The organism is Shinella kummerowiae (assembly GCF_009827055.1).
In the GTDB taxonomy this organism is placed as follows: Bacteria; Pseudomonadota; Alphaproteobacteria; order Rhizobiales; family Rhizobiaceae; genus Shinella; species Shinella kummerowiae.
On sequence record NZ_WUMK01000015.1, the window covers coordinates 19,935 to 32,388 of the forward strand.

13 protein-coding genes are annotated in these 12,454 nt (G+C 63.8%); 3 read left to right on the top strand and 10 right to left on the bottom strand.

Annotated elements, in window-relative coordinates:
- Nucleotides 1–225 precede the first annotated feature (225 nt).
- The 3 genes from GR138_RS27895 (at nucleotide 226) to GR138_RS27905 (ending at nucleotide 5,727) form a co-directional block, all read left to right on the top strand.
- On the top strand, nucleotides 226–1,434 hold the full coding sequence (locus tag GR138_RS27895) for an efflux RND transporter periplasmic adaptor subunit (protein WP_420853729.1): 1,209 nt from the start codon (nucleotides 226–228) through the stop codon (nucleotides 1,432–1,434).
- 139 nt (nucleotides 1,435–1,573) lie between these two features.
- On the top strand, nucleotides 1,574–4,888 hold the full coding sequence (locus tag GR138_RS27900) for an efflux RND transporter permease subunit (RefSeq protein WP_160862541.1): 3,315 nt from the start codon (nucleotides 1,574–1,576) through the stop codon (nucleotides 4,886–4,888).
- A gap of 155 nt (nucleotides 4,889–5,043) precedes the next feature.
- Complete coding sequence (locus tag GR138_RS27905) at nucleotides 5,044–5,727, top strand: Crp/Fnr family transcriptional regulator (RefSeq protein WP_160862542.1); 684 nt, start codon at nucleotides 5,044–5,046, stop codon at nucleotides 5,725–5,727.
- A gap of 41 nt (nucleotides 5,728–5,768) precedes the next feature.
- Here the strand turns inward: GR138_RS27905 and GR138_RS27910 are convergent, their stop codons facing one another.
- The 10 genes from GR138_RS27910 to GR138_RS27955 form a co-directional block, all read right to left on the bottom strand.
- Entirely contained in the window at nucleotides 5,769–6,440 is a 672-nt protein-coding gene (locus GR138_RS27910) for an urease accessory protein UreF (protein ID WP_160862543.1), read from the bottom strand.
- On the bottom strand, nucleotides 6,433–6,909 hold the full coding sequence (gene ureE, locus GR138_RS27915) for an urease accessory protein UreE (protein ID WP_160862544.1): 477 nt from the start codon (nucleotides 6,907–6,909) through the stop codon (nucleotides 6,433–6,435). Before ureE ends, GR138_RS27910 begins: the two co-directional genes overlap by 8 nt.
- Before the next feature lie 104 nt (nucleotides 6,910–7,013).
- Nucleotides 7,014–7,799 (bottom strand): diguanylate cyclase, encoded by a 786-nt coding sequence (locus tag GR138_RS27920; RefSeq protein ID WP_160862545.1) that lies wholly within the window; start codon nucleotides 7,797–7,799, stop codon nucleotides 7,014–7,016.
- A gap of 148 nt (nucleotides 7,800–7,947) precedes the next feature.
- A complete protein-coding gene (ureC, locus tag GR138_RS27925) occupies nucleotides 7,948–9,654 on the bottom strand; it encodes an urease subunit alpha (protein WP_160862546.1) in 1,707 nt (568 codons plus the stop codon).
- Between the two features lie 30 nt (nucleotides 9,655–9,684).
- Nucleotides 9,685–10,305 (bottom strand): Urease operon accessory protein, encoded by a 621-nt coding sequence (locus GR138_RS27930; RefSeq protein ID WP_160862547.1) that lies wholly within the window; start codon nucleotides 10,303–10,305, stop codon nucleotides 9,685–9,687.
- 4 nt (nucleotides 10,306–10,309) lie between these two features.
- Nucleotides 10,310–10,741: a lysozyme inhibitor LprI family protein gene (locus GR138_RS27935; RefSeq protein ID WP_420853730.1), complete on the bottom strand. Its 432-nt coding sequence runs from the start codon at nucleotides 10,739–10,741 to the stop codon at nucleotides 10,310–10,312.
- Nucleotide 10,742: 1 nt separating this feature from the next.
- Complete coding sequence (locus tag GR138_RS27940) at nucleotides 10,743–11,048, bottom strand: urease subunit beta (protein ID WP_160862548.1); 306 nt, start codon at nucleotides 11,046–11,048, stop codon at nucleotides 10,743–10,745.
- A gap of 7 nt (nucleotides 11,049–11,055) precedes the next feature.
- Complete coding sequence (locus GR138_RS27945; RefSeq protein ID WP_160862549.1) at nucleotides 11,056–11,310, bottom strand: DUF1272 domain-containing protein; 255 nt, start codon at nucleotides 11,308–11,310, stop codon at nucleotides 11,056–11,058.
- 4 nt (nucleotides 11,311–11,314) lie between these two features.
- The gene (locus tag GR138_RS27950) at nucleotides 11,315–11,617 is read right to left on the bottom strand and encodes an urease subunit gamma (protein ID WP_160862550.1); all 303 of its coding nucleotides are present in this window, start codon (nucleotides 11,615–11,617) and stop codon (nucleotides 11,315–11,317) included.
- A 21-nt stretch (nucleotides 11,618–11,638) separates the two neighbouring features.
- Nucleotides 11,639–12,454 carry an urease accessory protein UreD gene (locus GR138_RS27955; protein WP_160862551.1) on the bottom strand — a complete coding sequence of 272 codons (816 nt, stop codon included), beginning with the start codon at nucleotides 12,452–12,454 and terminating at the stop codon, nucleotides 11,639–11,641.

A 12,454-nucleotide genomic window follows, 5' to 3' on the forward strand; every position in this document is an offset into this window, starting at 1 on the left:
CGCCGCGATTGCCATCGAAAAGCCAAACGCATAAAATAATGAGGCACCATTTCGTTGCCCCTTGTAAGGGCAATGGACGCTGATTACATAGTCGGCAACGTGGGAGCGAGGAGAGGCAGGGGAGCCACTCCGTGTCCGCCATATTGCTTGGGAATTCGGTCCGGTAGAACACAAAAAATATCCGGCCTGCAATCATAAAGTCATGCTTTTGAGAAAGTTCGGCCTATGGCTTCTGGACACATGAAGGTTCTCTCTCTTTCCGTCGTCGCGTTCATGACGGCCGGCCCGATGACTGCTTTCGCCGCCGATGCGGCAACGGGCGAAGCCGATACGACCCAGCAGGTGCAGAACCTGCCCGCCATCGTCGTCACCGCCGCTGAAACCCGCACCATCATCGACCGGGTGATTGCGACCGGCACGGTCCAGGCGGTCGATGAAGTCTATGTCACACCGCTCGTCGACGGCCTGTCCATCCGCACGCTCGCCGCAGACGTCGGCGACACGGTCGAGGCCAACGGCACGCTCGCCACGCTCAACGACGATGCTCTTATCCTCGAGAAGAGCCAGACCGAAGCCTCGCTCGCCAAGGCTGAAGCGGCCCTTGCACAGATCAAGGCGCAGTTCGTCGAGGCAAAGGCCAATGCGGACGATGCCGTGCGCACGCGCGACCGCGCGCTGAAACTCGTCAAGTCCGGCTCTCAGTCGCAGGCCACCGCCGAGCAGGCTACGGCGGCAGCAGATGCGGCCCTTGCCCGCGTCAACTCCGCCGAACAGGCGATCGGCGTTTCGCAGGCCGATATCAAGGTCGCCCAATCGCAGATCGACGACATCAACTTGAAACTGGCCCGCACGGCGGTGAAGTCGCCGGTTGCCGGCATCGTCTCCGCCCGCACGGCCAAGGTTGGCGCGATCGCGAGCGGTGCCGCATCGCCACTCTTCACCGTCATCCAGGATGGCGCGATTGAGTTGAAGGCCGACGTTTCCGAGGACGGCATCCTCAAGCTCGCACCTGGCCAGAAGGCGACCATCACGCTTGCCGGCGGCGCTGCCGAAGTCACTGGCGAAATCCGCCTCGTCGAGCCGACGCTCGACGCGCAGAGCCGTCTCGGCCGCGTCTTCATCCGCTTCGACGATCCCGGCAAAGCACGCGCCGGCATGTTCGCCAATGCGGAGATCATCGTGGAGGAGAAGCAGGGCATCGTGCTCCCGCTCTCGGCCATCACGACGACGGACGGCAAGACGGTGGCCCGCAAGGTCGAGAACGGCGTGGTCACGCTGGTGCCGGTCGAAACCGGCGTTCAGGACGGCCAGGTTATCGAGATCGTCAGCGGCCTCAAGGAAGGCGATGAAGTCGTCGCCAAGGCCGGTGCCTATGTTCGCGATGGCGACAAGGTCAATCCAGTCAAGGCCGAACAGGCTTCGGCAACGAAATGACGTGAAGGCTCCCAAGGGGAGCCGCCTCCGCAGCATGCGGAGGCGAATGCCGGGCTGGGGCGCCCGGTAGCATGACGGGTGATCCGGACGGGGCCGGAGCCTGAAGTACGTCTGGTCTCTTATCGAGGACTTTGGGGACATGAACTTTTCAGCTTGGTCCATTCGCAATCCGATTGCGCCGCTGCTCGCGTTTTTCCTGCTGATGTATGTCGGCATCCAATCCTTTTACGCGCTGCCCATCACGCGCTTCCCGAACATCGACGTCCCGGTCATCGCCATCAGCGTGACACAGAGCGGCGCCGCCCCGGCGGAACTGGAAGTGCAGGTCACCAAGGAGATCGAGGACGCCGTCGCCGGCATCGAAGGGGTGGACGACATCACCTCTACCGTGACGGACGGCAGCTCGGTCACTTCCGTGCTCTTCGAGATCGAAAAGCCGACGAACCAGGCGCTTCAGGACGTCAAGGATGCGATCGACCGCATCCGCAGCGACCTGCCGGCGTCAATCGAAGAGCCGGTCGTCACCAAGATCGACGTGGAAGGCCAGGCAATCCAGTCCTTCGCCGTCTTCTCGCCGAACATGACGTTGGAAGAACTGTCCTGGTTCGTCGACGACAAGGTCAAGCGCGCGCTGCAGGGCCGGCCCGGCATCGGCAAGATCGACCGCTTCGGCGGCGCCGACCGCGAGGTGCGCATCGACCTCAACGCCGACAAGCTCGACTCCTTCGGCATTACTGCCGCCGACGTGAACCGTCAGATCCGCAGCATGAATGCGGATTCCGGTTCCGGCCGCGGCCAGATTGCCGGCGCCGAGCAGGCGATCCGTACCCTCGGCGACGCCCGCTCCGTCGAGAAACTGACGAACACGATGATCGCGCTGCCGAACAACCGCTTCGTGCGCCTTTCGGAACTCGGCACGGTCACCGACACCTATGAGGAGCCGCGCTCCTTCTCACGTTTCAACGGCAACCCAGTGGTGACCTTCGCCGTCTTCCGCTCCAAGGGGGCCAGTGAAGTGACCGTCGCCGAATCGGTCGCCGAATCGCTGGAAAAGGTGCGCAAGCAATATCCTGACGTGTCGATCCAGTTGGTCGATGACGCGGTCTATTTCACCTACGGCAACTATGAAGCAGCACTCCACACGCTGCTCGAGGGCGCGCTTCTCGCCGTTGCCGTGGTCCTCCTCTTCCTGCGCAACTGGCGCGCGACGCTGATCTCCGCCGTCGCCCTGCCGCTGTCGGTTATCCCGACCTTCTTCGTGATGGACATGCTCGGCTTCTCGCTGAACCTGGTCTCGTTCCTCGCGCTGACGCTCGCGACGGGCATCCTCGTCGACGACGCCATCGTAGAAATCGAGAACATCGCGCGGCACATCCGCATGGGCAAGTCTCCCTACAAGGCGGCGATCGAGGCCGCCGACGAAATCGGCCTCGCCGTCATCGCCACGACCTTCACCATCATTGCCGTCTTCGTGCCGGTGTCGTTCATGCCGGGCATTCCTGGCCAGTACTTCATCCAGTTCGGCCTGACGGTGGCCGTCTCGGTGTTCTTCTCGCTCGCGGTGGCGCGCCTCATCACGCCGGTCATGGCGGCCTATCTCATGCGCTCGGGCGATGGGGACGGACATGGCGAGGAGAAGGAAGGCGTCTTCATGCGCTCCTATACCTGGCTCGTCAGCACGACGACGAACAAGTGGTATGCCCGCTACCTGACGCTGATCGCCGCCTTCGCCTTCCTGGTCGGTTCGGTCATGCTGCTTGCCACCGTTCCCGGCAGTTTCCTGCCGCCGGAAGACGCCTCGCGCGTCGTTCTCTCGGTGGAGCTGCCGCCGGATGCCATGCTTGCGGATACCGATCGCACGACCACGCAGATCTACGAGCGGGTCAAGGACATCAACGGCGTCGAAAGCGTCTTCGTGCTCGGCGGCTCCTCGCCGAAGGGTGACCTGGAACTGCGCCGCGCCTCGATCACGGTCATCCTCGACAAGCTGGAACACTCGCTGACCTACAAGCTGGTGAACGATGTCATCGGCCGCATTCCGGTCATCGGCCAGTATCTGCCGAAGATGGAAGCGCACGGCCGTCTGCGGCCGCAGTGGGATATCGAGAAGGAAATCTTCGCGACCCTGCGCCAGATCCCGGACGTGCGCATCATCAAGCTCAACGACCGTGGCGAGCGCGACCTGGCGTTCAACCTGCTTTCCAACAACGAGGCGGATCTCAACAACACCGTCGCCGTGCTGGAATCCAAGCTGCGTGCCGATCCGGTCCTGTCCAATGTCAGCTCGGAAGGCTCGCTGCCGCGGCCGGAACTGCAGATCCGCCCGCGTGACGAGCAGATGGCCCGCCTCGGCATCACCACGGCGCAGATCGCCGAAGTGGTGCGCGTCGCCACCATCGGCGATATCGACGCCCAGCTCAGCAAGGTCTCGCTGGATGACCGGCTGATCCCGATCCGCGTGCAGGTCGACCGCGGCTTCCGCACCGACCTTGCCGCCATCCGCAACCTGAAGATCCAGGCGGCGAGCGGCCAGGTCGTGCCGCTCTCCACCGTCGCGGATATCGACTATTCGGAAGGGCCGAGCTCGATCAAGCGGCACAACCGCAACCGTGTCATCTCGATCGGTTCCGACCTCCAGCAGGGCGTTGCACTCGACACGGCAACCGGCCGTTTCAAGGAGATCGCCAACAGCATCGACATGCCGCCGACCGTGCAATTCAGCGAAAGCGGTGATGCGGAAATCCAGGGCGAGATGCAGCAATCCTTCGGCAATGCCATGCTGCTCGGCCTGCTGCTCGTGCTGATGGTGCTGATCCTGCTCTTCAAGGACGTGATCCAGCCCTTCACCATCCTGCTCTCGCTGCCGCTCGCCATCGGCGGCGTGGCGGCGGGCCTGATCCTGACGCAGAACGCGCTTTCCATGCCCGTTCTGATCGGCATCCTGATGCTGATGGGCATCGTGACGAAGAATGCGATCCTGCTCGTCGACTTCGCCATCGAGATGGTCAACCACGGCATGCACCGCGTGGAAGCGATGATCGAGGCGGGCCGCAAGCGCGCGCGACCGATCGTCATGACCTCGATTGCCATGTCGGCCGGCATGCTGCCGTCCGCGCTCGGCGTCGGCGAAGGCGGCTCGTTCCGCTCGCCCATGGCGATCGCGGTGATCGGCGGCATCATCGTCTCGACCGTTCTGTCGCTCGTCGTCGTGCCGTCGTTCTTCCTCATCATGGACGACCTGTCGCGCCTGCTCGGCTGGGTCTTCGGCCGCTTCGTCGGCAAGAAGGACGATGAACTGCTGGCGATGGAGCCGGAGGCACTGACCCGCCTTGCCGACCAGACGGCGCGCGACGTGTCCGACCTCGAAAAGCGCATCGAAACGCTCGAGAAGAAGAAGGGCGGCGAGCGCAACCACCTCAGTGTCGTGCACCACTCGACACTCGCTGCCGAATAGGCAGCCGCGACCCCAGATCGAAAACGGCCGGTTCGTCGAAACGAACCGGCCGTTTTCATGTTCATTGATCGAAATCAATTCGCGCTTGCCCACCCTCGACTATCGTCCTGTCATCGAAGACCGAACGACGCCTGCGGGAGCATGGAGTGAGATCGATGAACAGGCTGATGAAACCCGGTGCCCGGGAACGGGAAACCCTTCTGAATTCCGGACTGCTGTCGATGCTTGGGGTCGAAAGCGTCGCGGCCATGATGGAGATCGCTATCATCGGCAACCTGCCCGCGCGGCAGATCCTGTTTCGCGAGGGCGAGCCCGCCGACATGCTGCATTGCGTTCTGTCCGGCTACATCCGTCTCTACAAGCTAGATCCGGATGGCCGCGAGGCTGACGTCGAACTCTATGGCCCGGGTGATCTCGTCGGCGCCAGCGTGGTGCTCGATGGCGGACGCTATGCCGCAACCGCCCAGGCCGCGGAGCCCGCCCTCATCGCGCGTTTCGACCTGAAGCGCGTGCGCGACATCGCCAACCGCCGGCCGGATCTGGCGGTAGCGCTGACCGATGCCGTCTCCGCCCAGCTTGCCAAGGTTTTCGGCTGCCTCGCCAACGACCGGCTCCACACGGCGCCGCAACGTGTCGCCCGCTATCTGCTTGGCCATTGCCCACAGGATGGCAAGGCCGTCAGCTTCCGCCTGCCCTACCAGAAAAGCCTGCTTGCCGGAAAACTCGGCCTCGCCCCCGAAGCTCTTTCACGAGCCTTCTCGATGCTGCGCGACCATGGCGTCACCGTGCGCGGCCGCCTCGTCCACATCGGCGATCCCGAGGCGCTCCGGCGTCTCTGATCACGGCCACCCTCCCCGCGCGAGCGCCGCAACCAGCGTGCTCACGAGCGAAACAGCCTGGTGGTCAGCGTCTCATGTTTGAGGCTGGCAATATCGGCTCGCACGGTGGCGGAGCCGAGGTCATCGAGCGTCGAGCGGGCGGCCGCGGCGGCGAACGCGAGGATCCGAGCCTCCAGCCCGGCAAGTGTTGCCACGCCGTCGCGCTGGCCGATGACGCTGCAGCGGATCGCAACGGAGACAAGATTGGAGGCGACCGCATGGAGATAGGCCGCAAGCGCCGTCTCGGCGGCAATGCCATGCCCGCCTGAAACCGCACCGACCGCGATCGGATAGGCGGCCGCCTCGCCAAGCGTGGCCAGCACCGCATGCGGCCAACCTGCCGCGGCGGCAAGAAAAGCCTCGCCCTGCAGCATGGTCTCGCGATGGCGCTCCGCCGAGCCCGAGAGGGCTTCCGCAAGGGCCGCAACGGCGGCAAGCCGCTCAGCATCTTCGACGGAGCGGTGCGCTTCCGCAAAGAGCACCGCATCGTTCCAGAGCGCGCCGTGCGCCAAAAGGCTCGCGAGCCAATCTCGAAGAGTGCCCGCATCGCGGACATCGCCATCGGCCACCGCCTGCTCCAGCCCGCCGGAATAGGAGAAGGCCCCGACAGGAAAGGCCGGCGAGAGCCAGGTCATCAGCCGGACCAGCGCTTCGGGCGAGGCCGTCTCAGCCATGGTTATGGTTGTGATGCCCGTGGTCGTGACCGGCACTGTGATAGGCGCCCCGCACCGGATGGAATGGTTCGGAAACATCCCGAACCAGAGCGCCGAGTCCGACCAGCATGTCGCGGATCACGTGGTCACGCAGGATGAGGATGCGCCCCTCCTCGATCTGGGCCGTAAGATGTCGGTTGCCGAGATGCCAGGCGAGTTCGACGAGATGCAGGCGGTCTTTCGGCGCCACTTCGTAAAGCTCTTCCTCTGCGGCGATCACCTCGACAACCTCCCCCGTCTCGGTGAGCAACAGGTCACCGTGGGCAAGCTGCACCGGCGCCTTCAGGTCGAGCATCACCACGTCGTCATGCTGCATGTGCAGGAGCTTGCGGCGCACGTGGCGCTGATCGTGCGTCAGCACGACGACGTCGATGGGCGTGCGATCTCCGCCGGTACCGTGCGGCAGGATTTCCGTTGAGCGATAGGGCAAGGCGACCTCGGGTGTCGATGGATGAGTCCTGCCGAGAAAAGCATGTTTGCCTGGCCAAGGAAACCGTCGAAGCGATGGACTACGTCATTTGTCGTAGGCAAGACTTAGCGCCGACGCCCGCCATTGGCGACCCGGCGGCTCGGCGCGAGCAGGCCGTCACCCTCATCCTCATGGGTCGCCCGGTCGCGGCCGAGCGACTTTGCAAGATAGAGCGCCCGGTCCGCCGCCTCGAACATCGCCTCGAACATCCGGTCCGCGGGCCGGTCGGCGATCCCCGCCGACAATGTGACGGCGACGACGCCATGGGCGGTCTCGACACGCCGTGCGGCGACCGATCGGCGCACCTCTTCGACTAGCAGGCCGCAGTCGCCACGGTCGTCGTTCTGGAAGAACACGGCGAATGCCGAGCCCCCAAAGCGCCCGACAAGATGCGGTGGCGAAAAGACCCGCGCCAGTTCCTCCGCGACAGCGACAAGGACCTCGTCGCCAGCCGCATGGCCATACCCGTCATTGACGGACTTGAAACGATCGATATCGAACAGCACGAAGAAACCGTTAACGCTGCGGCCCGCCAGTTCCTCGATGAAAGCCGGGCGGTTCAAAAGGCCGGACAACGGATCGAGCCGGCTCAACCGCTCGAATTCGGCGCGCGACAGCGAAATCTCATGGATCGCCATGCCAAGCAGCCAGGCCAAGAGCGCCAGGACGCTTGCCGAAATCAGCACTGTCGTCGACGCGCCGAAGTTGAGCGCAACGGGGAAAGAATGGGTCGAAAGGTTGAAATTCACGAGGATTGCCGCGCCCATGAGATAGGCCGCCGTGGCAAGCGTGATCGTCACCAGAACGGTGTTCAACACGAACATGGAAATGTCGGCTCGCGTCTGGAACACACCCACCTCCCACTGGGCCCTTATCCATAGGGCCACCCTGCCTCGCATCATTCTCTCCATCATCAGCAAAGGGACACTACGCCACTTTCTTTCAGACTCCGATAATGCGTTCGCTAGAAGTTTAACTGTCCCGTTTTGACGCGCGCCCTTAGAAGAGAAAATAGCGCTGCGCCATCGGCAGCACGGTTGCAGGCTCGCATGTCAGAAGCTCGCCATCGGCCCGCACCTCGTAGGTCTCCGGGTCCACCTCGATATGCGGCGTCAGGTCGTTCAGGATCATCGAGGCCTTGGAGATTGCGCGTGTGTTGCGCACCGGCAGCAGCTGCTTGGCGACGCCAAGGCGCTCCCGCAGGCCAAGATCGATCGCCGCCTGCGAGACGAAGGTGACGGACGAATTGGTGCGCATCTTGCCGAAGGCCCCGAACATCGGACGATAATGCACCGGCTGCGGCGTCGGGATCGAGGCGTTCGGGTCGCCCATCGGCGCCATGGTGATCGTTCCGCCAAGCAGCACCATATCGGGCTTCACTCCGAAGAAGGCCGGGTTCCACAGCACGAGATCCGCCCGCTTGCCCACTTCGATCGAGCCGATCTCGTGACTCAGTCCCTGGGCGATGGCGGGATTGATCGTGTATTTCGCGATATAGCGGCGGATGCGCAGATTGTCGTTGTCGCCCGTCTCGCCGGCAAGCCGGCCGCGCTGGCGCTTCATCTTGTCCGCCGTCTGCCAGGTGCGGATCGCCACCTCACCGACGCGTCCCATGGCCTGGCTGTCGGAGGAGATGATCGAGAAGGCGCCGATATCGTGCAGGATATCCTCCGCCGCGATCGTCTCCTTGCGGATGCGGCTTTCGGCAAAGGCGATGTCCTCGGGAATCGAGGAGGACAGGTGATGGCAGACCATCAGCATGTCGAGATGCTCGGCGATCGTATTGACCGTGTAGGGGCGCGTCGGATTCGTCGACGATGGAATGACGTTCGAGTGGCCACAGACCTTGATGATATCCGGCGCATGTCCGCCGCCTGCCCCTTCCGTGTGGAAGGCATGGATCGTGCGGCCTTTGATGGCGTCTATCGTGTCCTCTACGAAGCCGCTTTCGTTGAGCGTATCCGTATGGATCATCACCTGCACATCGTATTCGTCGGCAACGGAAAGGCAGCAATCGATCGCCGCCGGCGTCGTGCCCCAATCCTCGTGCAGTTTCAGCGACGAGGCGCCGGCCTTCACCATCTCGACGATCGGCGCAGGCAGCGAGGCATTGCCCTTGCCGGCGAGCGCCAGGTTCATCGGGAAGGCATCGAAACTCTCGATCATGCGCTCGATATGCCAGGCGCCCGTGCAGGTCGTCGCCAGCGTGCCATGCGCCGGGCCGGAACCGCCGCCGAGCATCGTGGTGATGCCGCTGACCAGCGCCTCCTCGATCTGCTGCGGGCAGATGTAATGGATATGCGCATCCATGCCGCCGGCCGTGAGGATCTTGCCTTCCCCCGCGATCACCTCCGTCGAGGGGCCGACGATGATGGTGACGCCCGGCTGCGTATCCGGGTTTCCGGCCTTGCCGAGCGCAGCGATACGCCCGTTCTTCAGGCCGACATCCGCCTTGAAGATCCCGCTATGGTCGATGATCAGCGCATTGGTGATGACGGTATCGACGGCACCTTCGGCACGCGTCGCCTGGCTCTGTCCCATGCCGTCGCGGATGACCTTGCCGCCACCGAACTTCACCTCGTCGCCATAGGTGGTGAAATCCTTCTCCACCTCCGCGAAGAGTTCCGTATCGGCAAGACGCACCTTGTCTCCGGTGGTCGGGCCGAACATGCTGGCATAGGCGGCGCGGGACATTCTGTATGACATGATGCGGTTCCCCGGGAGGCAGGTGTTGTTCTAGCTGTCGAGACGATCGAGATGGCCGGCGGCGATCAGCGCATTGACCCAGCGCCGCTCCGCGGCGAAGGGATGCCATTGCCAACCCTGGTGGCCGAAGCCGGCGATGGAAATGCGGTCACCCTGTTCGGCAACGTTTTCGAGGACATGGGCGATGGCGATGAGCCCGGAACTCGGCACCACATAGGGCGTCGGGTCATAGGCCTTGAGCGCGGCATCGACCGCATGGTGAACGGAGGCCGGAATTCTTCCCAATTTCCGGCCGGTGGCCTCCGCGAAGGTTTCAAAACCGATCGTGTAGTCATCGCAGAAATCGTCGAGGTCCGGATGGCTTTGCGCAAGGACGCCACGCATTGCGGCAAACACCTCCGAGGTGCGCACGCACCAGATTTCCTGCGCCTGCCGCACGGTCTCGCTCGCCTTCCAGCGCCCGCCGGCCAGCATATCCAGCGCTGGCCGGCCGGTGTTGCAGGCCGCGATCACATCCGTCTTGAAACCGCCGCGCCCCGCCGAACGGCAGAGGTTGAAGCGGATCACCATATTGGCGGAATCGATCACTCCGGCCAGCCCCTCCGGGATGTCGCCATTGCCGACGATGACGATCCTGCGCGACACCGGCAACCCCTCAGTTTTCCTGCTCGTAGACGGTCTTCAGTTCGGCCGTGCGCTTGCGCGTGAGATCGGCGAGGCAACCGGAAACCAGCATCGGCTCCATCGAACCGCCGCGCGCCTCGAACCCCGCCAGCTCGCACTGGCCGTCGCGATAGCCGATCCACGATCGCTGGGCGCGCTTCAGCGCATCGACGGCGCCGACATAGTGCTCGCCCATCTCCTTGGCCTGCACATCCATTTCACGGGCCGCCGCCATCGCCTTCTTGTAGACGGCGTTGAGTTCCGTGTCGGCCGCCTGGTAGTCGCGACCGGCGCAGATGTTCATCTCGATTTGCGCCATGGCATTGTCGCAATCGACCTCCGGCTCGCCATCCTGCGCCGAGGCGAAAGAGGCGGACATGAAAACCGCGGCGAAGGCGAGCAGAACACGGAGGGGAAAAACCATGTCAGAGTTTCCCCATCACACTCTGGCGGAAACCATAGACCTCCCGCTTGCCGGCGAAGGGAACGAGACGCACCGTCCGCGTCTGTCCCGGCTCGAAGCGTACGGCCGTGCCGGCCGGGATATCGAGCCGCAGGCCCCGCGTCGCCTCGCGGTCGAAGGAAAGCCCGGAATTCGTCTCATAGAAATGATAGTGGCTGCCGACCTGGATCGGCCGGTCGCCGGTGTTGGAAACGTCGAGCGTGGTGACCGGCAGGCCGGCATTCAGTTCGAGGTCGCCGGTGGCCGTGATGATTTCACCCGGGATCATGTCTTCCTCACGCAGCTTCCGCCGGCCCGCAGCCTTCGGCTTTCAGGACCCGCTTGGTGGATGGCGGATATTTCGCAAGCAGGACGGCAGGCCGCACCGGCCGGCGCGCGAAGTCGCCGCCGCAGTTCGGGCAGGTGCCGCCAAGAACCGTGGTCACGCAATCGGCGCAGAACGTACATTCGAAGGTGCAGATCATCGCCTCCCGGCTGTCCGGCGGCAGATCGCGATCGCAACATTCGCAGTTGGGTCGAAGGTCGAGCATGGTCCTACCTTATCGGTTCGTGCACGGTCACGAGTTTCGTGCCATCGGGAAACGTCGCTTCCACCTGGATGTCGTGGATCATTTCGGGGATGCCCTCCATGACCTGGTCGCGACTGATGACATGCGCACCCGCCTCCATCAGATCGGCAACGGACCGGCCGTCGCGCGCGCCTTCCACCACAAAGTCGGTGATGAGCGCGATGGCTTCGGGATGGTTGAGTTTCACGCCGCGCTCCAGCCGCTTGCGCGCCACGATCGCCGCCATGGCGACCAGCAACTTGTCTTTTTCGCGGGGAGTGAGGTTCATCGGCGATCCATCGCTTTGTTCTTACAGTGTCCAGACTTTCGGCACGCTCGCGCCATTACGCAAGTGCGAAATGACCGGGATGAGTTTTTTTCTGAGCGCGAACCCGTCGGCCGCAACGACGCGGGCAACGAGCTTGTCCTGCCAATGGCTGACCCAGCCCTCGGCCGCCTCCAGCAGCCGGCGCAACGGCTCCAGATGCGCCTCGGCATTGCCTCCACAGAACAGCACCGTCGCGAAGGCGCGCCCACCGGCAAGCACCGCCCGTTCCTCCGTTAAGCCAGCGACATCGCCGGTGAAGCACGCTTCCTCGGCATGAATCAGCTTGCCAGCGCGGCGGATGCGCCAGCGGTCGCGAAACAGCCCCGTCTCCATCCTTTCGCCCATGGCCTTGCGGCCGAGCAGGATGGCCTCGACGGCGAGGAAGGTCGCGTCATGGGCGAGGTCCACCTCCAGCCTGCGGCTCAGTGAGGAGCGGTCGAAAAGAATGGTTTCCTGCGGCAGCCAGTCCGCCCGCGCCCCGGCACCAACAGTAATTCGGGTCTCGACCGTCGCGGTGAAGGCGCTTGCCTTGTAGGCACGCTCACAGGCCTGGGTGGTCGCGGTCAGGTGCGTGCCGCTGGCGACATCGAAGGTCCAGTCGATATGATCGCCGCCCGTCAGGCCACCGGCCGTGTTGATGAGAACGGCCTCCATCGTGCCGTCGAAACTGCGCGGCAGGCGGATCTTGGCGCAGCCTTCCTGATAGAAGGTGTGGAGCCGGGTCCGGCCGCCGAACGGTTTCGTCGCAAGCCGGCCGGTTCCTCGGGCCCTTTGCGCCTTCTGTTGTGCTGCGGTCAC

Coding starts and splice junctions, on each gene's coding strand:
- GR138_RS27950 (WP_160862550.1), bottom strand. CDS start 11,617: ATGAACCTCACTCCCCGCGAAAAAGACAAGTTGCTGGTCGCCATGGCG.
- GR138_RS27910 (WP_160862543.1), bottom strand. CDS start 6,440: ATGGCTGAGACGGCCTCGCCCGAAGCGCTGGTCCGGCTGATGACCTGG.
- ureC (WP_160862546.1), bottom strand. CDS start 9,654: ATGTCATACAGAATGTCCCGCGCCGCCTATGCCAGCATGTTCGGCCCG.
- GR138_RS27895 (WP_420853729.1), top strand. CDS start 226: ATGGCTTCTGGACACATGAAGGTTCTCTCTCTTTCCGTCGTCGCGTTC.
- GR138_RS27945 (WP_160862549.1), bottom strand. CDS start 11,310: ATGCTCGACCTTCGACCCAACTGCGAATGTTGCGATCGCGATCTGCCG.
- GR138_RS27935 (WP_420853730.1), bottom strand. CDS start 10,741: ATGGTTTTTCCCCTCCGTGTTCTGCTCGCCTTCGCCGCGGTTTTCATG.
- GR138_RS27940 (WP_160862548.1), bottom strand. CDS start 11,048: ATGATCCCGGGTGAAATCATCACGGCCACCGGCGACCTCGAACTGAAT.
- GR138_RS27900 (WP_160862541.1), top strand. CDS start 1,574: ATGAACTTTTCAGCTTGGTCCATTCGCAATCCGATTGCGCCGCTGCTC.
- GR138_RS27905 (WP_160862542.1), top strand. CDS start 5,044: ATGAACAGGCTGATGAAACCCGGTGCCCGGGAACGGGAAACCCTTCTG.